22 protein-coding genes and 2 tRNA genes are annotated in these 25,038 nt (G+C 70.5%); 12 read left to right on the top strand and 12 right to left on the bottom strand.

What is annotated here, in order from left to right:
* Nucleotides 1-3: 3 nt before the first annotated feature.
* Genes Ate02nite_RS44730 through Ate02nite_RS44740 form a run of 3 tightly spaced genes read right to left on the bottom strand, consistent with a single transcriptional unit; the run spans nucleotide 4 to nucleotide 3,666 of the window.
* Nucleotides 4-2,607, bottom strand: coding sequence for an ATP-binding protein (locus Ate02nite_RS44730; RefSeq protein ID WP_203814074.1), 2,604 nt, complete (start codon nucleotides 2,605-2,607; stop codon nucleotides 4-6).
* A gap of 37 nt (nucleotides 2,608-2,644) precedes the next feature.
* Nucleotides 2,645-3,217 (bottom strand): flavoprotein, encoded by a 573-nt coding sequence (locus Ate02nite_RS44735; protein ID WP_203814075.1) that lies wholly within the window; start codon nucleotides 3,215-3,217, stop codon nucleotides 2,645-2,647.
* A gap of 35 nt (nucleotides 3,218-3,252) precedes the next feature.
* Nucleotides 3,253-3,666: a MarR family winged helix-turn-helix transcriptional regulator gene (locus Ate02nite_RS44740; protein WP_203814076.1), complete on the bottom strand. Its 414-nt coding sequence runs from the start codon at nucleotides 3,664-3,666 to the stop codon at nucleotides 3,253-3,255.
* A gap of 153 nt (nucleotides 3,667-3,819) precedes the next feature.
* Here Ate02nite_RS44740 and Ate02nite_RS44745 point away from each other — a divergent pair, with 153 nt between their 5' ends.
* Complete coding sequence (locus tag Ate02nite_RS44745; protein WP_203814077.1) at nucleotides 3,820-4,755, top strand: alpha/beta hydrolase family protein; 936 nt, start codon at nucleotides 3,820-3,822, stop codon at nucleotides 4,753-4,755.
* Between the two features lie 34 nt (nucleotides 4,756-4,789).
* Here the strand turns inward: Ate02nite_RS44745 and Ate02nite_RS44750 are convergent, their stop codons facing one another.
* Nucleotides 4,790-5,215, bottom strand: coding sequence for a hypothetical protein (locus tag Ate02nite_RS44750; RefSeq protein WP_203814078.1), 426 nt, complete (start codon nucleotides 5,213-5,215; stop codon nucleotides 4,790-4,792).
* Nucleotides 5,216-5,348: 133 nt separating this feature from the next.
* Between Ate02nite_RS44750 and Ate02nite_RS44755 the strand changes: the two genes are divergently transcribed.
* Nucleotides 5,349-5,741: a hypothetical protein gene (locus tag Ate02nite_RS44755; RefSeq protein ID WP_203814079.1), complete on the top strand. Its 393-nt coding sequence runs from the start codon at nucleotides 5,349-5,351 to the stop codon at nucleotides 5,739-5,741.
* Nucleotides 5,742-5,799: 58 nt separating this feature from the next.
* Here the strand turns inward: Ate02nite_RS44755 and Ate02nite_RS44760 are convergent, their stop codons facing one another.
* A complete protein-coding gene (locus Ate02nite_RS44760; RefSeq protein WP_203814080.1) occupies nucleotides 5,800-6,081 on the bottom strand; it encodes a DUF1905 domain-containing protein in 282 nt (93 codons plus the stop codon).
* 246 nt (nucleotides 6,082-6,327) lie between these two features.
* Here Ate02nite_RS44760 and Ate02nite_RS44765 point away from each other — a divergent pair, with 246 nt between their 5' ends.
* The gene (locus Ate02nite_RS44765; RefSeq protein ID WP_203814081.1) at nucleotides 6,328-7,173 is read left to right on the top strand and encodes a Tat pathway signal sequence domain protein; all 846 of its coding nucleotides are present in this window, start codon (nucleotides 6,328-6,330) and stop codon (nucleotides 7,171-7,173) included.
* A gap of 46 nt (nucleotides 7,174-7,219) precedes the next feature.
* On the opposite strand, the gene Ate02nite_RS44770 is transcribed toward Ate02nite_RS44765, so the two are convergent.
* Nucleotides 7,220-9,217 carry a prolyl oligopeptidase family serine peptidase gene (locus Ate02nite_RS44770; protein WP_203814082.1) on the bottom strand — a complete coding sequence of 666 codons (1,998 nt, stop codon included), beginning with the start codon at nucleotides 9,215-9,217 and terminating at the stop codon, nucleotides 7,220-7,222.
* A 116-nt stretch (nucleotides 9,218-9,333) separates the two neighbouring features.
* Between Ate02nite_RS44770 and Ate02nite_RS44775 the strand changes: the two genes are divergently transcribed.
* The gene (locus Ate02nite_RS44775; RefSeq protein ID WP_203814083.1) at nucleotides 9,334-10,464 is read left to right on the top strand and encodes a DUF1996 domain-containing protein; all 1,131 of its coding nucleotides are present in this window, start codon (nucleotides 9,334-9,336) and stop codon (nucleotides 10,462-10,464) included.
* On the opposite strand, the gene Ate02nite_RS44780 is transcribed toward Ate02nite_RS44775, so the two are convergent.
* The gene (locus Ate02nite_RS44780; protein ID WP_203814084.1) at nucleotides 10,457-11,005 is read right to left on the bottom strand and encodes an RNA polymerase sigma factor; all 549 of its coding nucleotides are present in this window, start codon (nucleotides 11,003-11,005) and stop codon (nucleotides 10,457-10,459) included. The two genes, Ate02nite_RS44775 and Ate02nite_RS44780, sit on opposite strands and share 8 nt — an antisense overlap.
* A gap of 53 nt (nucleotides 11,006-11,058) precedes the next feature.
* Here Ate02nite_RS44780 and Ate02nite_RS44785 point away from each other — a divergent pair, with 53 nt between their 5' ends.
* Nucleotides 11,059-12,366 (top strand): serine/threonine-protein kinase, encoded by a 1,308-nt coding sequence (locus tag Ate02nite_RS44785; RefSeq protein WP_203814085.1) that lies wholly within the window; start codon nucleotides 11,059-11,061, stop codon nucleotides 12,364-12,366.
* Here Ate02nite_RS44785 and Ate02nite_RS44790 read toward each other — a convergent pair.
* The 3 genes from Ate02nite_RS44790 to Ate02nite_RS44800 form a co-directional block, all read right to left on the bottom strand.
* The gene (locus Ate02nite_RS44790; protein WP_203814086.1) at nucleotides 12,357-13,010 is read right to left on the bottom strand and encodes a hypothetical protein; all 654 of its coding nucleotides are present in this window, start codon (nucleotides 13,008-13,010) and stop codon (nucleotides 12,357-12,359) included. The two genes, Ate02nite_RS44785 and Ate02nite_RS44790, sit on opposite strands and share 10 nt — an antisense overlap.
* 101 nt (nucleotides 13,011-13,111) lie before the next feature.
* Nucleotides 13,112-14,491, bottom strand: coding sequence for a cellulase family glycosylhydrolase (locus Ate02nite_RS44795; protein ID WP_203814087.1), 1,380 nt, complete (start codon nucleotides 14,489-14,491; stop codon nucleotides 13,112-13,114).
* A gap of 137 nt (nucleotides 14,492-14,628) precedes the next feature.
* A complete protein-coding gene (locus Ate02nite_RS44800) occupies nucleotides 14,629-15,639 on the bottom strand; it encodes a LacI family DNA-binding transcriptional regulator (RefSeq protein ID WP_203814088.1) in 1,011 nt (336 codons plus the stop codon).
* 113 nt (nucleotides 15,640-15,752) lie between these two features.
* Here Ate02nite_RS44800 and Ate02nite_RS44805 point away from each other — a divergent pair, with 113 nt between their 5' ends.
* The 3 genes from Ate02nite_RS44805 to Ate02nite_RS44815 all read left to right on the top strand — a co-directional run bounded on the left by Ate02nite_RS44805 (nucleotide 15,753) and on the right by Ate02nite_RS44815 (nucleotide 20,121).
* Nucleotides 15,753-18,077 (top strand): NPCBM/NEW2 domain-containing protein, encoded by a 2,325-nt coding sequence (locus tag Ate02nite_RS44805; RefSeq protein ID WP_203814089.1) that lies wholly within the window; start codon nucleotides 15,753-15,755, stop codon nucleotides 18,075-18,077.
* A gap of 90 nt (nucleotides 18,078-18,167) precedes the next feature.
* A complete protein-coding gene (locus tag Ate02nite_RS44810) occupies nucleotides 18,168-18,647 on the top strand; it encodes a hypothetical protein (RefSeq protein WP_203814090.1) in 480 nt (159 codons plus the stop codon).
* 136 nt (nucleotides 18,648-18,783) lie between these two features.
* A complete protein-coding gene (locus tag Ate02nite_RS44815; protein ID WP_203814091.1) occupies nucleotides 18,784-20,121 on the top strand; it encodes an Lsr2 family DNA-binding protein in 1,338 nt (445 codons plus the stop codon).
* A 48-nt stretch (nucleotides 20,122-20,169) separates the two neighbouring features.
* Here Ate02nite_RS44815 and Ate02nite_RS44820 read toward each other — a convergent pair whose 3' ends face one another.
* Complete coding sequence (locus Ate02nite_RS44820; protein ID WP_203814092.1) at nucleotides 20,170-20,457, bottom strand: hypothetical protein; 288 nt, start codon at nucleotides 20,455-20,457, stop codon at nucleotides 20,170-20,172.
* Nucleotides 20,458-20,639: 182 nt separating this feature from the next.
* On the opposite strand from Ate02nite_RS44820, the gene Ate02nite_RS44825 reads away from it, so the two are divergent.
* The 4 genes from Ate02nite_RS44825 to Ate02nite_RS49295 all read left to right on the top strand — a co-directional run bounded on the left by Ate02nite_RS44825 (nucleotide 20,640) and on the right by Ate02nite_RS49295 (nucleotide 23,049).
* A tRNA-Asn gene (locus Ate02nite_RS44825) sits at nucleotides 20,640-20,712 on the top strand.
* Nucleotides 20,713-21,148: 436 nt separating this feature from the next.
* Complete coding sequence (locus Ate02nite_RS44830) at nucleotides 21,149-22,411, top strand: NAD(P)/FAD-dependent oxidoreductase (RefSeq protein ID WP_203814093.1); 1,263 nt, start codon at nucleotides 21,149-21,151, stop codon at nucleotides 22,409-22,411.
* A 47-nt stretch (nucleotides 22,412-22,458) separates the two neighbouring features.
* Nucleotides 22,459-22,532: transfer RNA gene (locus Ate02nite_RS44835), tRNA-Ile, on the top strand.
* A 136-nt stretch (nucleotides 22,533-22,668) separates the two neighbouring features.
* Complete coding sequence (locus tag Ate02nite_RS49295; RefSeq protein ID WP_239148198.1) at nucleotides 22,669-23,049, top strand: helix-turn-helix domain-containing protein; 381 nt, start codon at nucleotides 22,669-22,671, stop codon at nucleotides 23,047-23,049.
* Nucleotides 23,050-23,073: 24 nt separating this feature from the next.
* On the opposite strand, the gene Ate02nite_RS44845 is transcribed toward Ate02nite_RS49295, so the two are convergent.
* On the bottom strand, nucleotides 23,074-24,255 hold the full coding sequence (locus Ate02nite_RS44845; protein WP_203814094.1) for a hypothetical protein: 1,182 nt from the start codon (nucleotides 24,253-24,255) through the stop codon (nucleotides 23,074-23,076).
* Nucleotides 24,256-25,038: the final 783 nt, after the last annotated feature.

Raw genomic sequence — 25,038 nt, forward strand, 5'->3', positions numbered from 1 at the left:
ACGCTAGGAATCCCCGGTCCCCGGCACATGGGGAGAGCTCCCTATGTTGAGGCGGTGGGCCGCAGCTGCCGCCTGGCCGCGCGTCGACACCCCGAGCTTCGCCAGCACCGCCGAGACGTGATGGTCGACGGTCTTGGCCGACAGGGTCAGCCGGGCCGCGATGCCGGCGTTGCTCAGCCCCTCGGCCAGCAGGGCGAGGACCTCCCGCTGGCGGCCGGTCAGCCCGGTCGGGTCGGCCGCGGTGGCCGGGCGCGGACCGCGCGGCACCGGCAGTCCCCGCTCGCGCAGGGTGGCCCGCAACCGCCGGGCGGCCGGCACCGCACCGAGCCGGTCATAGATCCGCAGCGCCGCGGCCGGGTCCCCGGCCGACAGCGCCTCGGCCTCCGGGTACGGGCAACCCCGCTCCCGCCACCAGGCCGCCGCCCGCTGCCACTCCCCCGCGATGACCAGCCGGTACGGCTCGGCCGCACCCGGCGGCGGCGCGTCCAGGACGCCGCACCGCCACAGCCAGAACGCCAGCTCGCCGAGGAACCACGCCTGCCCGGCCTGCCGCCCGCCCCGTTCGGCCACGGCCAGGCCGCGGCGCGCCTCGGCGGCGGCCCGCTCGTCGTCGCCGGCCAGCCAGTACAGCTCGGCGAGCAGGACCGCGGCCGGCCCGACGAACTGGATCTCGCCGCCCCGGTAGGCCCGGTCGGCCGCGTCCCGCGCCTCGTCGAGCAATCCCGATTCGCCCAGCCGGGCCCGCACGGTGAGGCGGACGGCGGTCGCCGGGACCAGCGACGGGCCCGGCACCGGCGGCCCGGCCAGGGCCTGCTCGGCGTCGTCGAGGGCGGCCCGCCAGTCACCGCGGAACAACTCCAGGCGGGCCCGGTGCCCGAGCACGTGCCGGGTGTAACCGTCCAGGTCGCGGGCGGCCAGGAACGCGACCATCCGGTCGAACGTCGACTCGGCGGTGGCGAAGTCGCAGGCGTCCACCGCACTGGTGGCGAGGTTGACCAGGGCCCGGCCGGCGTGGTCGTCGAGCCCGGCCGCGGCGGCCAGTTCGTGGGCGCGTTCCAGCTCGGCGATCCCGGCCCGGTCGCCGGCGTTCCACCGGGCCGAACCGATGTTGACCATGGCGTGCAGCTCGGTGTCCCGGTCGCCGGTCAGCAGGGCCAGCTCCAGCGCCCGGCGGCCCCAGGAGATCGCCTCCGGCAGCTCACCGGCCAGCATGAAAAGCTGCGACAGATTGCTGTACGCGGCGGCCAGCTCCCGGCCGGGCGGCACCGCCTCGAGCACCTGGACCGCTCGCCAGGCCGCCGCGCGGGCCTCGTCCGGGCGCCCGTTCCACCAGAGCAGCCGGGACACCCAGCGCAGGTCGCCGCCCACCCCCAGCGGATCGGCCAGTTGTTCGCGCAGGGCCAGGGCCTGCCGCCAGGCCTCGATCGACTCGGCGCTGAGACCACCGTGGTAGCTGGCCGACGCGTACTCCTCCAGCAGGTCGGCGCGGTCGGCCGGCGGATGGCCGGCCAGCAGCGGCAACGCGGTCGCGTAGTGGGCGGCGGCCTGCCGGTAGGCGCCGACCGCGGCGGCCCGGCGGGCGGCCACCGGCGCCCAGCGCCGGACGGCCTCGGCGTCGGCGGCGTGATGGGCGTGGTGCACGAGACGGGCCGGGTCGACGCCGGGGCGGGCGGTCAGCGCGGCGAGGACCTCGGCGTGCAGGGCCATCCGGCGTACCGGGGAAAGCGATTCCTCCACCGCCCGCCGCAGCAACTCGTGCCGGAAGGCGACGCCGTCGCCTTTCGCGCCGAGGATCCCGCCGGCCAGGCACGCGTCGACGGCGGCGGCCCGGCCGGCCAGCAGCTCCGCCGACGTGTACGCCGGGACCACCGAGACCAGGCGGGCCACGTCCCGGGCCGGTTCGTCCAGTGTGGCCAGCCGGGACAGCACCAGGTCGCGGACGGTGGGCGGGACACCCTCGGTGCGGGCCGCCAGCACCTCGGTGACCAGCAGTGGGTTACCGCCGGTCACGGCGTGCACGTCGGTGGCGTCCCGGCCCGCCCGGCGGGTCAGCTCGGCCACCGCCGCCGCGGAGAGCGGCGGCAGGCTCACCCGCCGGGTGCGGTCGCGCGGAAGTCCGGCGAGGACGGTCCGTAGCCGGTGGTCGGGGGCGATCTCGTCGTCCCGGTAGGTGATGAACAGCAGTGCCCGGCACAGCGCGAGCCGGCGGCCGAGGAACGCGACCATGTCGAGGGTCGCCTCGTCGGCCCAGTGCAGGTCCTCCAGCACCACGACCGGGCGGGCGGCCTGCGGCGGGCGGTCGAGCGCGGTGAGGAACAGGTCGAACACCTCGCCCCGGGGTGCGTCGGCGATCCGGTCGCGCAGGCGCCCGCCGAGCGCGCGGGCGATGTCGTGCAGCGGGCCCAGCGCCCGCGGCGTGAGCAGCGGATCGCAGGCGCCCCACACCACGTGCGCGCGCGGGCCGGCCGCCTCGGCGAACGCGGCCGCCAGGGCCGACTTGCCGGCGCCGGCCTCGCCGCTGACGACCGCGACCCGGCCACCGGCGGCGCTCTCGGCCAGCAGGCGGCCGAGGGCGGCCAGTTCGTCGTCGCGTTCCAGCAGGTCCATCGAGGGCCAGGTTAGGCGCTGCCGGCCGACGGCGGAATCACGCTCGCAGCGGAACTCCGACCTGATCGACGGTGGTCAACCCGAATGCTTCCTCGACCAGGTCAAGGGCCCGGAGCCAGGGAAATTTACGGGGATCGTTCTGGCCCGGCGGCAGCGGCTCCCAGCCGTCCTCCGGACCGAACAGCACCCGCACCCCCTCCGACCGCAGGTCGTCGATCGCCCGCCGGAACGGCAGCCGCGCGGCGAGCGCCGAGTTGACCGCCGGCACCACCACGGTCGGCACCCCGCGCCCGATGACCTCGGCCACCGAGGAGAGCGGGTAGGTGTCCGCGATCCCCGCGGCCAGCTTGTTGATCGTGTTGAACGTCGCCGGCGCCACGATCAGCCCGTCGGCCGGCGGCGAGATCCGCCGCCCGTCCGGCGCGAACTTGTAGGTGGTGCGCACCGGTTTCCCGCTGGCCCGGGCGACCTCGGACTTCTCGAAGAAATCGAGCCCGCTCTGGGTAGCCGTCACATCCACCGACCACCCGCGGCGGGTGGCCTCCTGGATGAGCCCGACAACGCCATTGGCCGCTCCGCCGCCACAAACCACGATCCGCAAGTCACCCATAGCTTCCGATTGTGACGCACAGCACAGCCCCATGGTCACTTACGCGGCGACAAACTTCCGCTCAGGTCGTCGACGAAGGTCGCCAAATGGCGTTCCAGCTCCTCATCGGCCGGCAGGCCGGCCTGGACGGCGTCGGAGATGCGCTGGTGCAGGCGGTGGCCCCGGGGTGTGAGGTAGGCGCGGACGCGGCGGCGGTCGGCGTCGTCGGTGCGGCGGTGGAGCAGGTTGCCGTCTACCAGGTGGTCGACCAGGCGGGTGAGGCTGCCGGGAGGCAGGAAGGCACCGTCGGCCAGCTCGGTCATGAAGTGACCTTGGCCGTCGGCCAGCAGGGAGATCACCCGCCAGGCGTCGAGGCTCTGCCCCTCCTCGGCCAGGATCGCGGCGAGGCGGCGGGCCATCAGGCGTTCGGCTCGGGTCAGCAACTGCATCAGGTCCGCGGATCGACGCATGGCTCTCCTTGATCCCCGCGCGTGCCGCCATGCTACCGAGCCGATGCGGGCGGGCTTTCTTTTTGCATTGATGTTCTTGACCGCGAGGTGCCCGATGCACGACGCTCTCCCAAAAGGAAACGTCGTTACGTCTAGGGAAACCGAGGCTCTCGTATGGTCCTTCGTCTCAGTCGCCGGGGAGCGGTTGCCGCCGCCGTCGGCACCCTCCTCGCAGGCGTCCTCGTCAGCCCCGCGCCGGCTTCGGCCGCTACCGTCTACACCGCCACCACCTCATACGGCTCGACGATCAACGGTGATCCGGCCGACATCTACTACCCGGTGACGTCCGCGTCGCACAAGGACTGGCCGGTCGTCCTGCTGCTGCAAGGCGCCGATGTGGACAAGGGCTTCTACTCGGGCTTCGCCCAGAAGGTCGCGTCGTACGGCTTCGTCGTGGCCGTGCCCAACCACACCCGCACCGTCTCCGACGCGACCGGCCTGTTCGCCGACGCGCTCGAGGCCAACTGGACCGTCGACTGGGCTTCCTCGGAAGACAGCCGGAGTGGCTCGCCGCTGAAGGGCCAGATCGACTCCGGCAAGCTGCTGCTGGCCGGGCACTCGTTCGGCGGTGCGGCCGGCCTCGGCGTCACCACCGGCCTGTCGATCACCCCGTTCACCAGCTCGATCGCGATCGCCCCGTCGGAACTCAAGGCGGCCGCGTTCTACGGCACCAACAACGCCATCCCGGACACCTCGATCGTGCTGCCGGTGCTGAACAACGTGCCGGTCGCCCTCATTCAGGGCAGCGTCGACGGCATCGGCAGCCCGCAGGACAGCCTCACCACCTACTACCTGCTGGCCGGAACCCCGAAGCTGTTCGTCAGCGTCACCGGCGCCAACCACTACGGCATCACCAACGCGCAGAACCCGGCCGGGGCCATCCCCGACGGCTCGGCGCAGACCCTGGCCCAGGCCACCGCGGTCGAGACGATCGGCCGGTGGACGGCCCAGTTCCTGCTGGCCCAACTGGGTGACAGCGCCGCCAAGGCGTACGTCTACGGCGGCGGCGACCCGGCCGACACCAACGTCGAGACCAAGTACTGGAAGTAAGCGGTGGGGGCGCGCCGACCCGCGCCCCCGTTCGTCAGCAGGCCGCCTGGGCGTACGCCGGCCGGCCCGCCGATCGGCAGCCGTACCAGTACTCGCGGCGCCCGTCGACGTTGACCAGCATCACGTCCGAGGCGGACGAGTAATTGAGCGGAGTGACCCGGCCGAGACTGCCGGAGGCCGTCCAAGTCAGGACGACACTCGCCCCGGAGGTCCGATAGGTGAACGGGTACTGACTCTGCACCGGCCAGGCCGTGCGGCTCGGGATGAAGCCCCGGCGGAACCCGGTGCCGGTCGTCGACTCGAAGGACCAGATGTTCGACGGCGTGTACTGATCCTCCCCCTGATGGAACCAGATCCGGGTGCCCGGCGGCGCCGCCTGAGCCGCGGCCGGCGCCCACGAGAACACCCCCACCATCAGGATGAGAATGGTGACCATTCGGCCGGTAAATTTAGCGCTCATACCCTAATCCGCCCCTCTTAATTTGCTTGCTGCCAGTCAATTTGTGCATCATTTACCGGGATACCGAAAGGCGCCTCACACCTTCGGAGTACTCACGTAGCCGCAGGTCGGCCCGGTGTGGTCAGCTCTGCGCATGCTTCTCCGATTACGAGCTGCCGCGCTGGCCGCGGTCATGACGCTGGGCGGGGCGGTCGCGATGGCGACACCCGCCGAGGCGGCCGCCTGCCGGGAATCCTCGTCGATTCCACAGACTTCCTATTTCGTGCTGCGGTCCAGCGACGGTAAACACACGTTGCACCTGCAGAAGGGCATCCAGAACAGTCGGGAATTCATCCGGGTGTGGCTGGATTCCCGCTATGTCGGCGCCGAATTCATGCCGGCCACCCTGCTGGCCGGCCAGCTGGCCGCGATCTTCCGGACCCGCACCACGAGCGAGATCTGGATGGGCAAGACCCGGCAGGTCACCAAGTCGGTCGCGGTCGTGCAGCTGTGCGGCACCGCCTGGGTCCCGGTGGTGTTCTCCTAAGCGTTTTCCGGTCCAGCCCGAGGCAAAAGGCACCGCGTTCGCGCGGTGCCTTTTGCTGTCAGAGCGTCAGGCGGACCGTGACCGTGTCGCCCAGGTCGATCTTCTCGGCCGTTCGCACCTTGGTCTTGACCGGCACGATGTAGCGGCCGTCCTTGGGCCAGAGCGAGGTGGTCCAGTCGGTGCGCCCGATCCGGGCGGTCACCGGGATCATCCCCCAGCCGTAGGTGACCATCGATGCCGCGTCGGCGATGGCCTCGCACTCCGGCTCGGGCACGGTGACGAAGTGCCACGGCGCCGGGCCCCGCCAGAACCACACCTCGCCGCTGAACTCGAGATCCATCGGGCCAGCGTAGTTCGCGTACACAAATACAGTCTTGACTAGCCGGCCATACACGGCATATAAATCCACTTGTTACTGACCGGTATCAATATGATCCGTTTACCGTCCACCTGGGAAGACTGCGCCCACCTGCGGGTTTGCGCTCCCCCGCCGCGCTTTTCCCACTCCCGATTGGATGCGAATTCCAATTTAGGGGCACCGCTTTGTAGTCCACCGACAAAAGCAAGTAGCGGAGTAGGAGCAGTAATGCGTAAATACCTGTACCTGGCGAGTGTGGCGGGCGGCGCGCTGTGCGCGACCCTCCTCGCGTCCACCGCGTTCGCCGACAGCGGGGCCGTGCTCACGGTCGGCGCGGTGGGCGGCACCAACGTCGCGGTCGGCGACACCGTCACCGCGTCGCTGGCGACCGGCACCACCGCCACCTTCTACTCGACGACCACCGGCACCAGCGGCGTCACCTGTGCGGCCTCCAGCCTGTCGTCGACCATCACAGCGAACCCGCCCGCTCCCGGGGTGGCCACCGAGACCCTCGACGCGCAGAGCTTCAGCACCTGCACCAGCAACGTCGTCGGGACCACCGGGGTGCGCAGCGTGACGCTGAACAACCTGCCCTACTCGGTCAGCGTGAACGGCGCCACCGGCGCGGTGGCGGTCGCCCCGGGCAGCGCCGGCCCGATCCAGGCCACCGTGGTGATCAGCACCATCCTCGGCACGATCACCTGCGTCTACCAGCCGGTCGCCGGTTCGCTCGCCGGTGCCGCCGACAACACGGCCAACTCCATCAAGTTCGCCAACCAGCAGTTCAACAAGATCACCGGCTCGGTGCTGTGCCTGTCGACCGCGTACTGGACGGCGGGCTACGCCCCGGTCACCGACACCACCCAGGGCGGCTCGGTCTTCGTGAACGCGACCGCCCCGGTGCCGACCGAGACCGCGACCCCGGAGCCCACCGACACGGCGACGCCGGAGCCCACCGACACGGCCACCCCGGAGCCCACCGACACGGCCACCCCGGAGCCGACCGACACCCCGGAGCCGACCGATCCCACCCCCACCACGGACCCGACGCCGGGCGAAACCCCCATCGCCTGATCGCCGGTCCCCCGGCCGGGTCGCGGACGCGCGGCCCGGCCGGTTCTCAACTCAGCTTGCGCCGCAGGAACTCCAGGGTCAGCGCCGAGATGGTGGCGGCCTGCTCGTTGTCGGCGGCCGCGCCGTGGCCACCCTCGACGTTCTCGTAGTAGGCGGCGTCGTAGCCGTGTTCGCGCAGCCGGGCGAGCATCTTGCGGGCATGCCCGGGATGCACCCGGTCGTCGCGGGTCGAGGTGATCAGCAGGACCGGCGGGTAGGACCGGCCGGGACGGACGTTCTGGTACGGCGAGAACTCGCGAAGGTACGCCCAGTCGGCCTCGACGCCGGGATCCCCGTACTCGGCGATCCAGGACCGGCCGGCCAGCAGCTCGGTGTAGCGGCGCATGTCGAGCAGCGGCACGGTGGCGACGACCGCCCCGAACAGCTCCGGGTAGCGGGTCAGCATGACCCCCATCAGCAGCCCGCCGTTGCTGCCGCCCTCGATCCCGAGCTGACCCGGCGTGGTGATCCCCCGGGCCACCAGGTCTTCGGCGACCGCCGCGAAGTCCTCGAACGCCCGGGGCCGATTTTCCCGCTGCGCGGCCCGGTGCCAGTCCGGACCGTATTCGCCACCGCCACGGATGTTCGCCACCACGTAGGTGCCGCCGCGGGCGAGCCACCCCCGCCCGGTGACCCCGTCGTAGCCCGGCGTCCAGGAGATCTCGAAGCCGCCGTACCCGGTGAGCAGCGTCGGCCCGGCGGCGTCGGCACCAACGACGAAGTAGGGCACCCGGGTGCCGTCGGCGGAGACCGCGAAGAACTGGCGCACGGTCAGCCCGGCCGGGTCGAAGAACTCGGGCTCGTGCTTGAGCACGGTGACCTCGCCGCCGCCATCGCCGGCCTTCGCCAGGCCGAGGGTCGCCGGGCGCAGGAAACCCTCGGTGGCGATCAGGTAGGAGTCGTCGTGGTCCGGGTCGGTGTCGGCGATCCAGGTCCGGTCGAACTCGGCGGTGTCCGGCAACGGTTCCCGCCGCCACTGCGGGGTGTCCGGGGTGAGCAGGTGCAGCCGGGTCTTGACGTCGGTCATGGTGGCCAGCAGCAGGTGGTTGCGGGTCCAGGCGTAGGACCTGAACGAGGTGTGCTCGTCCGGCTGGAACAGCACGGTGAAGTCACGCCGGCCGAACTTCGTGGCGATCAGGGCCCCGGCCGGATAACCGACCCCACCGACGGTCCATCCGGACCGCAACCGAACCACAAGCCAATCCCGGTGTACGTCGCAGAAGGCGTCATCCGGTACGTCGATCCGGTCCAGCTCACCGCTCGGCGTCAGCACATAGTGCTCGGCGTGGTAGAAGTCCCGGTACCGGCTCACGATGTCCCGTTCGTACCCGGGCGTCGAGTCGTGCCCGGCACTCACCGCGACGTCGTCGGCCTGGCCCTCGAAGATCGTCTCCGCCTCGGCCAGCGGCGTGCCGCGCCGCCACCGCTTGGCGATCCGCGGATAGCCCGAGGAGGTCAGCGACCCGGGCCCGAAGTCGGTGCCCACGAAGAGGCGGTCGGCGTCGATCCAGGCGACGTCGCTCTTGGCCTCCGGCAGGGTGAACCCGTCCGCGACGAACTCCCGGGTCCGCAGGTCGAACTCGCGGACCACCACCGCGTCGGCGCCGCCCCGGGAGAGGCTGACCAGGGCCAGGTGGAAGCCCGGGTCCAGCACCGTGGCGCCGGCCCAGGTCCAGTTCTCGCCCTCGGCCCGGTTCAGGGCGTCGACGTCCAGCAGCACGTCCCAGTCCGGCTCGTCGCGCTGGAACTGCTCGGCGCCGGTGCGCCGCCACAGCCCGCGCGGATGGTCGGCGTCCCGCCAGAAGTTGTAGTAGAGACCGTCGCCGATCCAGTCCGGGTACGGGATGCGGTCCTTGCTGTCGAGCACCTCCCGGATCGCGTCCCGGGTCTGGGTGAAGTTCGCCCCCGCGAACGCGGTCAGCGTCTCGGCGTTGCGATCCGCCACCCACCGCATGACTCCGGGATCGTCCAGCTCTTCCAGCCAGAGGTAGATGTCGTCGTCCACGCCCAGACGATCGCACCAACCGGAACCGCTGCCAAGGGCGAACGAACGGGCACACCTTCTTAGCAGCGTCTTAAGGGCTTAGGAGCTGATGCTGTGCGGTTCCTATGCTCCTGCCCGTGTCGATCACCAAACCGAAGCGGCGGGCGGCTGCTGTGCTGGGCGGCGCGGCGGTAGCCGCGCTTGTCGTTACGGCTCTCGCCGTACGCCTGGGTGGCTCGTCTTCTCCCGAACCGCAGGCAAAGGCAGCTCAGATCGTTGCGCCCAGCCCTTCTGTTCCGGTTTTGACATCGTCGGCGGCGAAGCCGGCGAGCCCCGCCGCCGCGACCAAGAGCGCCACCAGCAAGGCCGCGCCGGTCGCCAAGGGCGGCTGGATCCCGGTCGACCCGGCGGCCTGGCAGAAGCAGGTCGCCGCGTTCAAGGCTCGGAAGATCGACCCGGTGCCGGCCGGGGTGGGCAACCTCCCGGAGTTCCGGGCCGACTGCACCTACAGCCATCGTCGGGCCGACGACCCGATCGTCTTCCCGGGGCTGCCGGGCGCCTCGCACATGCACTCGTTCGTCGGTAACAAGGCGGTCGACGCGGACACCACCGCCGAAGATCTGACCAAGTTCACCGCCACCACCTGCAAGCCGGTGGTGGACCACTCGTCCTACTGGGTGCCGACGCTCTACGACGCGGCGACCAAGAAGCCGGTGGAGACCACCGGATTCCGGGTCTACTACCGGTCGATCCGGAACAACTCGGCCGGCGTCATGCCGATCCCCACCGGGCTGCGGATGATCGCCGGCGACGCCAAGAAGAAGGTGCCCACGCCGCGCGGGGCGCAGGGCCAGTTCTACTGCGCCTTCTACGGTCCGGGCGACCTCGACGGGGTCGCCCGCAGCACCAACGGCAACTGGCCGATCTGCGGCGAGCCCGCCACCCTGCATTTCATGCTGCAGTTCCCGGACTGCTGGGACGGCAAAAACCTGGACAGCCCCAACCACAAAGACCATCTGGCGTACGGGTCGGACAGTGCCTGCCCGGCCGGACACCCGGTGCGGATCCCGGCGCTGACCTTCGACATCCAGTACGGCGTGAAGGGCACCCAGCAGGGCTACTACCTGTCCTCCGACCCGACCGGCAGGAGCGCCTCCTCGATGCACGGCGACGCGTTCCTGGTGTGGGACGCCGACGCCATGAACAAGCGCACCAAGGACTGCGTGGTCCAGCGCCGCACCTGCGACAACAACGGTTACCTCAGTTAGTGGTCAGCAGCGACTCGCGCAGGTCGGCCCGGCCCTGGTGGATGCGGGACTTGACGGTGCCGACCGGGATGCCGAGGTGTTCGGCGATCTCGGCGTAGTCGAGCTGGCAGACGTCGCGCAGCACGATCGGGGCGACCAGGTCGGGGCGGCGGGTCTCCAGGCGTTCCAGGGCGTCCAGGAAGTCGAGCCGGGAGCCGGCGATGACGCTCGTCGTGCGCGGGTCGGCCCGGTCGATCGGGGTCACCTCGTGCGCTTCCTCGACCGCCCGGCGCTTGAGTGTCCGGTAGGTCTGCCGGGCGCTGTTCGCGACCACCACGTACAGCCAGGTGGAGAACAGCGACCGGCCCTCGAACCGCTCGATCGTGCGGGCCACCTGCAACAGCGCGTCCTGGCAGGCCTCCTCGGCGTCCTGGAAGCAGGGCAGGAACCGCGCGCACCGGCGCAGCACCTGCGGCCGGATCAGCGTCAGCAGCGCCTCCAGCGCCGCCCGGTCCCCTCGCGCGGCCTTTGCGGCCAGCTCTTCCTGCCGTTCGTCACCCATGCCGATCCCCCCGCTGCGCCCCGGTGCGGTGTCCGCACAATGGCAGTGTGTCAATGCCCGCCAAGATTGGTCGCTACCGGGTGGAACGGCGTCTCGGCGCGGGTGCGTTCGCGACCGTCTGGCTGGCCGAGGACGACGTGCTCGAGTCCTGGGTGGCCATCAAGGTGCTCGCCGACAACTGGGCCCACCAGGCCGACGTGCGCGCCCGGTTCGAGCAGGAGGCCCAGGTGCTGCGCCGGGCCGACTCGGAACGGCTGGTCCGCATCCACGACTACGGCGAGCTGCCGGACGGCCGGCCGTACCAGGTGATGACCTATGCGGACGGTGGCACCCTGGCCGAGCGCCTGGAGACCGGGCCGATGCCGGTGCGCTCGGCGCTGCGCACCGCCGCCGACATCGCCCGTGCCACCGCCGACCTGCACGACGCGGGGGTGCTGCACCGCGACCTGAAACCGTCGAACGTGCTGTTCGGCACCGTGCGCGGGGTCGAGCGGGTGCTGGTCGCCGACCTCGGGCTGGCCAAGTCGATCGCGTTCGCCTCCGGCTTCACCGTGGTGGCCGGCACCCCCGGTTACATGGCCCCCGAGCAGGCCCAGCCGGGCGGCGGCCTGGACGTGCGCGCCGACGTGCACGCGATCGGCGCGATGACCTTCCAGATGCTCACCGCCGCGCCCCCGCGCGGCACCACCGTCGCCCCCTCCAAACTGCGGGCCGGCGTCTCCCCCACCGTGGACCGGATCGTGCTGCGCGCCCTGGCCGCCGACCGGGACCGCCGCTGGCCGACCGCCGCGGCCCTGGCCGACGCCCTCGACGAGGTGGCCGGCGCCCCGGCCCGGCGCCGCAACCGGGCCCTGCATCTCGCCGGCCGGACGATCGGCGCCCTGGTCGCGGCGGCCGGGCTGGTGCTGCTCGGCGGCGCGCTGCCGGCCCGGGGCACGCCGGCCGGCTGGGTGCGGGTGGCCGACGCGACCGGGTCGTTCTCGATCGCGGTGCCGTCGGCGTGGGCCGGGCAGGCCCGCCGGTCCGGCTGGGACCCGGCCGCCGTCGGGCTGCCGCCGGCCAACCGGCCGGGACTGGCCGTCGCCGGCGACCTGACCTCGTGGGGCGAGGAGTACACCGGCGGCCCGGGGATCTTCGCCGGTCTCGCCGACGGCCTCGATCGGGCGGTCCTGCCGACGCACAGCCGCTGCACCCGCTGGTCGGTCCGGCCGATCCCCGGCGGCCAGATCACCCACTGGGCCGGCTGCGCCGACACCGGCATCTCCTACAGCGAGGTCGTGGCCGGCGGCGTCTACCTGCAGATCAAGCAGGTCGGCGAGGCCGACCGGACCGAGGAGATCGTCCGCGCCGTTTACTCGTAGCAGTCCTGCGTCGTGGACTGCAGGGTGATCTCGGCGACCTTCCCGTCCCGGGTCAGGATGCGGTAATTGGCCTGGCCGTTGCCGGGCACCCGGACGTAACCGCGGCCCTCCGCGTGCTGGTCCTCCTCCTCGGCGTTGGCCCAGCCGGGGTACGCCTTGAGCATCGCGGCGTGGGTGGTGCCGATCTTGACGCCCTCGGGAGTGGACACCCCCGGGTAGGCGTCGATGATCTCCAGGCCGAGGGCGGTGGAGAAGTAGACGAATCCGTGATCGCCACTGGCGAGCTTCAGCGTCGACTGTTTCGTGCAGCCGTCGGCGACGCCCATGCTCTTCCAGGATTTGATCATGCCGGTGGCGGTGGCCTCCTCGGCGGTCATGCCGAGCTTGAGCGCGCCGAAACCCTGCGGCCCGAGCACGATCCCGGCCGGCGTGCTCGGGGTGGACGGCGCCTTGGGGGTGGCCGGGCTGGCCGAAACCGACGGCGGGGTGGACGGGGTGGCCGGCTCCGTGGCCGTGGCCGAGCTCGCGGCCGGGCTCGGGGTTACCGGGCCGGCCGCGCCGCCGACCTGCTCGACGCCGTTGCCACAGGCGCCGAGCAGGAGGGCAGCGGACAGAAGGACCGAGCCGGTCAGGGTGCTTCGCATGGGTTGATCGCCTTTCGGATACGCGTGATTCGCATGTCCTTCAGTGCGATGCAATCATCCGGGCACCAGTTCGGATCTTCTCCATAACGAAGCGATAACGGTCAGCTGGCCGTGCAGGTCACCGCCGGAACGCTGTTGGTGCCGGTCCACGAGCCGAGGAAGCCGAAGTTCGCGGTGCCGCCGGCCGACAGCTTGCCGTTGTAGCTGACGTTCTTGGCGGTCACCACCGAGCCGCTGCTGGTCACCGTGGCGTTCCAGGACTGGGTGACGGTCTGGCCGTTGGCGTACGTCCAGTTCACCGTCCAGCCGTTGATGGCCGCGCTGCCCGCGGTCACCTTGACCTCACCCTGGAAACCGCCCTGCCACGAGCCGACCACCGAGTACGCGGCCGAGCAACCCGCGCCGCTCGGCGGCGTGGTGGTCGGGGCGGTCGTCGGCGTGGTGGTGGGCGTCGTGGTCGGGGTCGTGGTGGGGGTGGTGGTCGGCGTGGTCGTCGGCGTGCTGCCGCCGAAGATCGTGGCCTCCTTGCTGTTGGTCTTCAGGCCGTTGACGCCGTTGACGATCCGCTGGCCCCAGGTGGTCAGCGCGGCCGGGTTGAAGCTGGTGGTCATGTCCAGGATCGGGTCGGTGTTGCCCGACCACGACCAGCCGATGTAGCCGAGGTTGCGCTTGACCGCCTCGGACAGCACGGTCTGGTCGTCCACCTCGCTGGACGAGAACTGCCAGCCGAACTCGCCGATCAGCAGCGGCCAGCCGTTGTTCTTGAAGGTGTCCAGGTAGGACACGATCGAGGCGGCGGTGTTGAAGACGGCGTACATGTGGATGGACAGGATGGTGTTCTTCTGGGTGTCGGCGTTCAGCACGGTCTGGCCGTTGTCGCGCATCGTGTACTGCCAGTCCTGGCCCCAGTTGGGCGCGTCGACCATCAGCAGGTGCTGGAAGCCGTTGCTGCGCATCTTCTGGATCGCGGCGACCGTGGCGGCCGTCCACTGGCTCGGGTTGGTGTTGCCGATCGGCTCGTTGCCGATGTTGATGACGACGTAGTCCTCCTGGCCGACCAGCACGCTCTTCAGGCCGATCCAGTAGTTCACGGCCTGGTCGAGGGTGTAGGCCGCGCTGTCCTCGCCGTACCCGGTGGTGTCGTGGTCCTCGAGGACGCAGATCAGCTTGTTCGCCTTGCACAGCGCGATGACGTTGGTGACGTCGGCGGCCGAGTTGGCCGTCCAGCGGCCGCCGCTGAGCACGACCCGGACCGTGTTGGCGCCGGTCGCCTTGATGTTGGCGAACGAGCTGGTCTGGCTGGTGTACCAGGTGTGCGCGTGGTTGATGCCGCGCATCACGAAGGTGTTGCCGTTGGCCTCGACGATGTTGGTGCCGGAGATGTGCAGCCCGGTGGCCGCGAAGGCGGGGCTGCCGAAGCCGACGATGGTGGCGGCGACGGCGAGGAGCACGGCGCTGAGGGCGATGAGATGTTTCTTCATGACCTGCCTCTGAACGGGGATCGGGATGGGGGAAAAGTGCGCACCCCAGCCCGTCGCCGTCCCGGCAACGTGTGCTCGCCCTCTCGGGATGTCTGAAAGACACCGTTGTAACGTCTGTAACAGACGTGCTGAGAAAGTTACCCGTCGATGCGATGTCCGTCAATGCGTGCCGTGGACGCGCGGATCACCAGTTCCGGCTGGAACCACACCTCGCGATGGGTGTGCCCGGGCTGCCCCTCCTCCAGCAGCAGGCCGGCCGCCGCGAAACCCAGCCGGTAGGCCGGTTGGCGCACGGTGGTCAGCGGCGGCGCCAGGCGGCGCGCGAACGGCAGATCGTCGTAGCCGACGACCGAAAGATCATCAGGCACGCGTACGCCGAGAGCCTCCAGCCCGTCCAGCAGGCCCAGTGCCGCGGTGTCGTTGATGCAGACCACCGCGGTCGGCGCCAGAGCGACCACCCGCTCGGCGGCCGCGGCGGCGGCCTCCCCCAGGGACGGCGGGTGCACGTCCATCCGTACGTCCAGGATCGTTCCGACCGCCTCCCGCAGGCCCTGCCGGCGCCGGGCCACCGGGCCCGGGTCGACGGTGGCCCCGAGGTAGGCGATCCGGCGGTGACCCAGTTCCCGCAGGTGCTCGCCGGCCAGCCGGCCGCCGAGGAGGTCGTCGACCGCGACCGAGCACAGGTCGAGCTCGCCCTTCGGGTGGTCGAGGAGCACGACCGGGGTGCCGCGGCGGCTCACCTCGAGCAGCTGGGCCGGATCGGGGCCGGCCGGCGAGATGATGATGCCGCGCACGTTCTGCTGCTGGAGCAGGTGCAGCAGCCGGCTCTCGGTGGCCGGGCGCAGGTCGGTGCTGCAGGCCAGCACCAGGCAGCCGGCCTCGGCCAGGCCGTCCTCGATGCCGCGGTTGACCTCGGCGTGGAACGGGTTGGCCAGATCGAGGGTGACGCTGCCGACGATCGGGCTGGGCAGGCCGCGCAGTTGCCGGGCCGGGCCGCTCGGCACGTAACCGAGGTGGTCGATCGCCTGCTGCACCCGGCGGCGGGTCTCCGGCGCCACGATCGACGGGCGGCTGAGCACGTTGGCCACGGTGGACACCGAGACACCGGCCGCCCGGGCCACCTCGCGCATCCCGTTGCTGTCCCCCACATGATCAGCCTACTCATTGATTCTTACTTCATTGATTCTCATGGATGCGCTGGCGTAGCGTGCGGGCGGAATTACAAACGTTGCAATCGACTCCCTCCCACCGAGGAGTTCACATGCACCGACTTCTGTCCGCGTTACTTGTCGCTACGGCCGTCGCCGTGGCACCGGCGTCCCCCGCCCTCGCGCTCGACGACGGACTCGCCCGCACCCCGCCGATGGGCTTCAACGACTGGAACGCGTTCGGCTGCGACGTCACCGAGGACCTGATCAAGCAGACCGCCGACCTGTTCATCACCGAGGGCCTGCGCGACGCCGGCTACACCTACCTCAACATCGACGACTGCTGGTCGCTGAAGGACCGCGACAGCGCCGGGCGGCTCGTCCCCGACCCGGTCAAGTTCCCGTCCGGCATCGCCGGTACCGCCGCCTACGTGCACAGCAAGGGGCTCAAGCTCGGTATCTACTCCGACGCCGGCACCAACACGTGCGCCGGTTACCCGGGCAGCCTCGGCCGGGAGACGCTCGACGCGCAGACCTTCGCCGACTGGGGTGTCGACTACCTCAAGTACGACAACTGCTACAACCAGTCGGACGGGTCGCAGGCCGACTACATCCGCCGGTACACCGCGATGCGGGACGCGCTCGCCGCCACCGGGCGGCCGATCGTGCTGTCCATCTGCGAGTGGGGGTCGTCGCAGCCGTGGACCTGGGGTGCCGACGTCGGGCACCTGTGGCGGACCACCGGCGACATCAGCGACAACTGGCCGTCGCTGAAGTCGATCATCGCGGCCAACGCGCCGCTGGCGGAATTTGCCGGGCCCGGGCACTGGAACGACCCGGACATGCTGGAGATCGGCAACGGCGGGATGACCGCCACCGAGTACCGCACCCACATGAGCATGTGGGCGATGATGGCCGCCCCGCTGATCATCGGCACCGACCTGCGCTCGGCCTCGGCCGAGACCCTCGGCATCCTCACCAACCGCGAGATCATCGGCATCGACCAGGACCGGCTCGGCGTGGCCGGGCGGGTGGTGTCCGACGCGAACGGGCTGATGGTGCTGGACAAGCCGCTCGCCGGCGGGGAGCACGCGATCGCGCTCTACAACTCCACCGACGTGCTGGCCACGATCGGGACCCCGGTGTCCCGGCCGCATCGGCTCACCGACGTGTGGACCGGGGCGGTCACCCAGGCCCGCTCCCGGATCGAAGCCGCCGTGCCCGCGCACGGGACCGTGGTCTACAAGGTCAAGCCGATCCGGGACACCGGGCCGATCGCGCCCGCGGTCACCGTCGGCGGCGCCATCGAGACCGTCACGCCGGCTGCCGGGACCCCGCTGGCCACCACGGTCACCAACCGGGGGGTCGGCTCGCTGGCCGACGTGCGGGTCACCGTGGCCGGCCCGGCCGGGTGGACCGTCACGGCGAACACCACGGCCCGTGACCGGTCGCTGGGCAGTGACGAATCACTTGTCACCACGTGGACGGTCACCGCACCGGCGACGGTCACGGCCGGGTCGTATCCGTTGACCCTCTCCACCGCGTACACCTGGGGTGGCAGACACCGGAGCAGCAGCGCAAGCACCCTGGTGGCGGCGGTGGTGACGCCGCCGGCCGGCGGCAGCCGGCACCTGAGCACGGTGCGCGCCGCCGACTTCACCGGGTCGATCGCGCTCGATCAGACCGTCGCCGGCAACCTGATCACCATCGGCGACCACGTCTACACCCGCGGGATCGGCACCACCCCGCCCACCTCGATCCGCTACTACGTGGGCGGCGAGTGCAGCTCGCTGACCACCGACGTCGGCGGCTCCGGCTTCACCGTGTACGCCGACGACACGGTGGCCGCCTCCTCGACGGCCGCGCAGTCGCTGACCGCCGATCTGACCGGCGCCGCGTGGCTGCGCCTGACGACCACCGGCACCGGGCCCGCTGACTGGGCCGAACCGGTCCTCACCTGCGGGGAACCCGGCCCGGTGCAGCCCGCCGAACGCACCCTGTTCTCGTTCGAGGGCGGCACCGACGGCTTCGGCATCGCCAACGCCGGTGGCGGGGGCAGCGTCGAACCGGCCACCGCCTTCCACACCGACGGCACCGCCGGGCTCCTCGTGCACACCCCGGTCAACGGCAACTGGTTCGGCAAGGCGCTCGACGCGCCGCTCGACCTGACCGGCTTCTCGCACCTGAAGTTCGACATGCGGGTCGAGACGGCCGGCAGCGTCGGCGAGATCGCGGTGCAGGTCGGCGACGCGTTCACCTGGTGCCAGGGCGGGCAGTGGACGTGGACCAACCCGGGCGGCAGCCGCACCGTCAGCCGCTCGTTCGGCGACATCAGTTGCCCGGCCGGGGTCACCCTCGACCCGGCCGACATCCGGGCCGTCTGGGTCTTCCTGAACACCGGCGGGGACGTCTCGATCGACAACATCCGGGCCGAATAAGCAAACAAGTACGGCGGTCACAGCCCGTCGACAGGGAGGTCACGCACCTTCGACGAATGAGCCCGAACTTCCGTCGAAGGGATCCGCACGATGAGCACTGACCAGGTGACGCAGGCCGTCAACACCACCCCCTCCCCTTCTGGTGAATCGGAGTGGGTTCCGCCCACCGAGGGGTGGGCCTCCGTCCCGGCCACCACCGGACCGGCGCAGGGCAGCGCCGGCCGGTGGACCGGGAAGAAGGTCGCGGCGGCGGTGGCCCTCACCGCCGCGCTGGCCGGAGGCGCCGGCTTCGGCATCGGCATGGCCGTCGAGTCGGGCGGCAGCAGCACCACCCAGCAGGGGCAGTTCCCGGGCGGCGGCAGCGGCGGGCCGGGCGGCGGGGGCATGGGCGGTGGCGGCTTCGGTAACCAGCAGGGCGGCACCGGCACCGGGACTACGCAGGACGGCACCACGCAGGACGGGACCACTCAGCAGGGCGGCACCACTCAGCAGCAGGGCGGCACCGGGACCACCCAGGACGGGTCGGGGACCACCACCCAGCAGGGCACCGTCAGCGGCACGACCGCCTAGGCGGCCTACCGGGTCGGCGGCAGCGGCCGGATCGCCGCCGCCGACCGGCGAAATCCGTATTTTCCTGCCCATTCAGGGGAGTCCCCGGTACCCACCGCTCGGCCACCATCGGCGTTCTCGCTGGGGGGTGGGCTGGGTGGTGGAGGTCGGGTTCGCGGTGGTGAGCGTTCGGACCACGGGACTGTCCGTGGACAGCGATCGGATAGTCGAGATCGCGGTCGTCTCCACCGATCCCCGAGGCCGAACGAGTGGCGAGTGGACAACCATCCTCGACCCCGACATCTCGGCCGACGCGCCCCGGTTCCCCGACCTCGCCGGCGAACTTGCCGGCCTGCTGGCCGGCCGGGTGATCGCCGGCCACCAGGCCGCCCTCGGGCAGCGGTTCCTGGCCGCCGAATTCGGCCGGGCCCGGCTGGCGATGCCCGCCGTGCCGATCCTCTGCACCTGCGACGCCAGCCGGATCCACCTGCCCGGGCTGGCCCGGCGGCGGCTGCGGGACTGCTGTCCGGCGGTCCGGTCCGGGGTGCCCGCGCAGGCCCGCGCCGCCGCCGGGCTGCTGCGGTCCTTCCTGGCGACCGGGTCAGCTCATCGCCATCTGCCGGCGCTCGCCGCCGCGGTGCCGTGGCCGGAGATCGCACGCACCCGGGTGCGGCCGCGGCGACGGGCGGTGGCCGCCGACCCGGCGCCCCGCGGGGTGCTGGCCGCGCTGCTCGACGACCTGCCGCTCGGCGACACCCTGTCCAGCGACATGCCGGTGGCCGCAGGCAGCTATCTCGAACTGGTCGCCCAGGTCACCGAGGAAGGCGCGCTCGGCGAAGCCGCGGTCGAGGGGCTCGTCGAGCACGGCCGGGCGGTCGGGCTCAGCCGGGACGACCTCGACGAACTGCACCGCGGGTTCGTGCCGGCCCTGGCCCGGGCGGCCGTCGTGGCCGGCGCGGCGACCGCCGCGGTGCGGCAGGAACTGGTGGACGCGGCCGAGGTGCTGGGCGTGCCGGCGGGCGGGGTGCAGGCCATCCTGGCCGAGGCCGGCGGCGACCTGATCCCGGCGTTCGGCCGCGGCCCGCGGCCACTTCCGCACGATTGGGCGTACGGCGAGCCGCTGCGCGCCGGGCAAGCCGTGGCGTTCACCGGCGGCGAGCCCTATCGCCGGTCCCGCCTCGAGCTGGCCGCCGAACTGGCCGGGCTACGGGTGGTCAACAGCGTGTCCGCGCACACCGCGGTGCTGGTCAGCGGGCACTCCCGGCCACGCTCGACGAAGGGACTCGCGGCCCAGCGGGCGGGCATCCGGATCGTCACGCCGAAGGTGTTCGAAAATCTGGCCGGTTACGTGCAGCCGGCCGGCCCGGCCCGCCAGGCGGTCACCGCGGCGACCATCCGGGCCTGGGCGAACGCCCACGGGCACGTGGTGGGACCGCGCGGGCGGCTACCGCACCACGTGCACGAGGCGTTCCGGACCGCGAACCGGCGGGAATGACACGACGGCCGCCCCCTATCAGGAGCGGCCGTCGGAGAGCGCTTGATCTCAGAGCGTTCCGGGGGTGTTGCTGTTCGAGCCCGCGAGCGAATCAGTGGTGGCGTGGAGTTTCTCGCCGACCTTCTCGCCGAGCTTCGAGGACTGAAGCTTGTCCTTGCCCTCGGTGTAGAGCTTGTTGGCCTGCGCCTGGGCGACACCGGCGGCCTCCTGGACCGACGGGCTCTCCCACAGCTTCTTGGCGTTTTCCCGGATTTCCTCGTACTTCTCCCGGCCGGCCCGGCTGCCGAGGACGAAGCCCGCCGCTAGGCCGGTGAGGAACAACAGCTTTCCGCGCATGTTGGCGGCTCCTTCCGAACGTGACGCTTGTGCGTCTCTGCTGGGTCCATACCCATCCTGCCCGTTCTGTACTCACGCACCATGCGTTTCGCGCAGCGGCGCGCCCGGGTAACCCCTTCGCGCACCAGCCGCACCGTCATGTAGTCTGTTCCCCGGCACCGAGCAACAGCGGCGCTGCACGATCCCCGATAGCTCAATTGGCAGAGCAGCCGGCTGTTAACCGGCAGGTTATAGGTTCGAGTCCTATTCGGGGAGCGAGAAGCTCCCGAGGTCCCTCCGCCCGCAGACAGCGCGGGCCGGTGGGACCTTCTTATTTCTACTCCGGGGGCCGAGCCCCCGGAAGCCCCGCGGTGCCGTGGTTGCGGTCAGAGCATGCCGTGGTTGCGGTCAGAGCATGCCGTGGTTGCGGTCAGAGCATGGCGTCCTTGCGGTTGGGGCGGGCCGTGGTTGCGGTCAGACCTATGCCGTGGTTGCGGCCGGGGCGTGGTTGTGGTTGGGGCTTGCCTTGTGCGGTGGGGACGTGCGCTTCGCACGGGGGCCGGGTGGGCGGTGGCCTGTAGGTTCGGGGCGGTCATTTTGGGGTGGGACGGGGTGTTGCGTACCTCATCTTGAGGGTGGGCGAATTGCCTGCCTTGCCGTTCCGGCGCCGTTAGGCTGAGGGTTGCCTGTTTCGTCCCCTTGTGAGGTGCCCGTGTCGCAACCCGTGGAGGTGGACGTCGTCATCGTCGGCGGCGGACTCGCCGGTCTCGCCGCCGCCCGGCGGCTCGACCGCGCCGGCGTCGAATGGCTGCTGGTGGAGGGGTCCGACCGGATCGGCGGGCGGGTCACCACCGACATCGTCGACGGCTGGCATCTCGACCGGGGCTTCCAGGTGGTCAACACGGCGTATCCGCGGATCCCCGCGCTGATCGACATCGACGCGCTCGACCTGCGCTTCTTCACCTCCGGCGTGCTCGTCCGGCGCGGCGCCGACCTGCATCGCCTGGTCAACCCGATGAGCGAACCGCTCGCGGCGGCCGCCACCCTCACTTCGGGGGTGGGCACGCTGAGCGACCGCCTGAAGTTCGCGGCCCTGGCCACCCGCTGCGCCACCACGCCCCCGGCCAAACTCCTCCAGGCCCGCGAGACCACCACGCAGGAGATGCTGCGCCGGGCCGGCCTGTCGCACCGGATGATCGAGGAGGTCCTGCGGCCGTTCCTGTCCGGGGTCTTCGCCGACCGGTCCCTGGAAACCTCGAGCCACGTCTTCTCGATGGTGCTGCGGTCGTTCACCCGCGGCCGCATCGGCGTCCCTGCGGCCGGCATGGCCGCGCTGCCCGCCGCGATAGCCGGCCCACTCCCCTATCCGCAGCTGCTGATCGGCGCGCGAACCCTGTCGCTGGGCCCCGGCCTGGTGGTCACCGAGGCCGGCGAAATCCACTGCAAAGCTGTGGTGGTGGCCACTGACCCGGGTGCCGCCGCCGAACTTCTACCGCAGTTGCCCATGCCGGACATGCACGGCCTGACGACTTTCTACTTCGGCGCCGACCGGGCTCCCCTGGACGAGCCCACCCTGGTCCTGGACGGCGACCGACGCGAGATCATCGCGAATACGGTGGTGGTGAGCAACGCGGCCCCCGAGTACGCCCCGACCGGAAAGTCGCTGATAGCCGCGTCGGTGGTAGGGGTTTCGGCCCCGTCCGCGGCCTCCGAGACGGTGATACGGGTGGAATTGTCCCGGATGTACGGCGTCTCGGCGGAGCCGTGGGAGCTCCTGGACGTGGTGAGCATCCCCCAGGCGCTACCGTCGGCCCGGGGCCCACAGGCCAACCTGCGCAAGCCGGTAAACCTGGGCGACGGCCTGTTCGTGGCCGGCGACCACCGCGACAGCCCATCGATCCAGGGGGCTTTGGCGGGGGGCTGGCGAACCGCGGGGGCGGTGCTGGCTTGGCTGGGGGCGCGGGTACCGGCGTAGATCGGTGGCCTGCGAGATATGTGCCGGGTTAGGATCGCCGCCGGTAAGGGGCGGTAGCTCAGCGGGTTAGAGCAGTCGACTCATAATCGATCGGTCACGGGTTCGAGTCCCGTCCGCCCCACTCGTACTTACCTGGGAGCGACCCCCAGACCCCACGGTGCGGTGGGTGCGCCGGGCAGTCCGCTGCCGGGCGATCGCTGGCCTCGCTCTTATTGCGTACGGATAGCCAGACGCCGCCGTAGAGGTGGTAACACGTGGTGCACTGTTCGGCCCACTCCGCACGCGTCCCGCGTCATCGTCAGGGTCGGACACGGCACTTCGCGCATCTACGCAGCGGTGTCGGGGGCGCATCCACCGGCTACCTCGAAGGCACGCCCGCATGTTGGCAGTGGCCAGCCCTTCATATTGCAGGTCCTATAGTCGGCGAGACGTACCTGGCCTTTGAACTCGGCCGTTCTGTTCGAGAGCTTCGTGAACGCCGGGGCTGGAGCCAGACGCAACTGGCGAAGGCGTCGGGAATGACGCAGTCCACGGTCGCCCGGTTCGAGGCCGGCGGAACGGTTCCAACCTTGTCGGTGCTGGAACGACTGGCCACGGCATTGGACGTACGGCTGAGAGTGGGTTTCGAGGCCGCTTGAGGCCGCGGCGAACTGTAACGCGGATTACGACCGGGACGTCCGCCATGCGGATATCCCCATGAGGATCACGAAGATCACCAGACTGATCCAGGCCGGTTTGGCGTCGTTCAGTGGGCCTGGCAGGTGCTCGGAAGCGGCGTTCACCGCAAGGCCACTCAAAACGCCCAGGGTGGCGCCGTAGAGGGCCCCCGCCGCGAGGTGCGCGGTTCGACTCGTCTGAGCTGCCGGCAGACCATCCCATTCCTTGTTAGCCAACGCCACGGTTTGACGTTTGACCCGTTCCAGCAGCACGTCGTAATCCCGTTGGCTGGTGATGTCCAGAAGGGCGTGCCGATACTGACGGAGCGCCTCTTGCAGACGGTCACCACGGGAGAGAATTTCCGTCCGGTCGCCGGTAGACCGACTCGTCGCGCGGGCCAGTCGCCGGTAAGTCTGGATCGTGTGCACGGAGTGACGATGGATCTGATCAGCGAGATCCTTCCGGCCAGCTGGCCGGGACCAAGCTCGCCGGTCCCGGGCCAGCAGAAGTGCCACGGTCAGGACAACGACGGTGGCGACGGAAGACCACGGGGGATCGCCGTAGCGATCCCGCCAATGTCGACCAATGACAAGGTGGCACCCGATCAACGCAACGGTCGTCGCCAGGCACACCAGGATTCCCCAGGCGAGCCCGGCGAGAAGACCAAGCGGGTGCTCAGTCGCGTACCACCCGCACAGCGTGGCAATGATGATCAGAACCGTCGTGCCAGCAGCTCTCATCACTTGTTGTAACCAAGGGCGCCGTCTGTGCACCCAGCCCCAGGCCAAAATAATCCTGCGTGAAAGGAGGTTCAAGGCGATAATTGCGGCCACCGCACCGAGCAATGTCGTCTGGAACATGCCGATTGAGGCGGAGGGTTGGTCAGAGCTGCCCCGATTGGCTCGAGTGGTGAGATAGATGAGTGCGGCCCCGGCCAGCAGTGCAGTGGCTGATCCGCCGACCCCGCGGAATCTTGCTTCGACGATGATCCGGAGAGCCTGAAAGACGACCGCCTTGCGAGCGGCAGAGACCACCGCGCGGCGCTGGTGATCCCGCAGGCTCAGGGTTGCCAGGGCGAGACGGTACACCGCCCAGTGGCTTCTGGCTTCCTCCAGTGGAGACGGCAGCCACGTGGGCGATGCTGCCGCGCGCTTCAGATGCCGGACGTGCGGCGAACTTATGCCCATGAATATCCTCAGATTGGAGATACGGCGATTCACCGGGTGCGGCCAATATGCGATGCCAGGTGAATCCGACCCGTCCGCCTCAGGCAAACCCGCGCAGATTGTATTGACCGCAGCGTTTGTCGCGGGGCGGTGTCCGCCGTCTGAAATACGACAATCTGGGGGACCTCATCCACGTCGACCTCAAAGCGTCGGCCACATCCGCGACGACGACGGGGCGGCGGCATCCGAGGGCATGCGCGCTGCGCAGTGATGCCCAGCGTCTGCTCTGGGTTTGACCCACGCCCAACGTGGGCGACCTTAGCCGGGGTGGCACGCTGATCGCGATTCATTGCGAGCCAGAACGGGGCGTGCGCGGACGAGGACGTCTTGGGATGCGTCCGCCTTCGAATGCGACAACGCTCGTCTGCGATGGTCGCGCTCCGCGAGTCGGTCGCGGCCAACCGACGCCAGACCACCACACCGACGCTGCGCGCCGGCTGCCATACATCGAGCCGAAAGTCCGGGCAGCGGATTGCCGAGACAACGCCTGGGCGGTCCGCATGGTGCAACGTTCGGCCGCTCCACCTACCTGGGGGCGACCCAGACACCCACGGTGGAGGCAGTGCGCGAACCACGCCGCCACCGAGCGAGTTCGTGGTGGCTGGCGACGATCGAGCTGGTGACCTCTCTGCGTCGGTTCGCTGATCGACGTGCACTTGGTGCATTCGGGATCGGCTTGATCGGCATCGCACTTGCTATGTCCGCAATCGCGGCCACCAAGACTTTACTCGGGGCCGCCTTTCT

It is taken from the genome of Paractinoplanes tereljensis (assembly GCF_016862435.1).
Classification (GTDB): domain Bacteria; phylum Actinomycetota; class Actinomycetes; order Mycobacteriales; family Micromonosporaceae; genus Actinoplanes; species Actinoplanes tereljensis.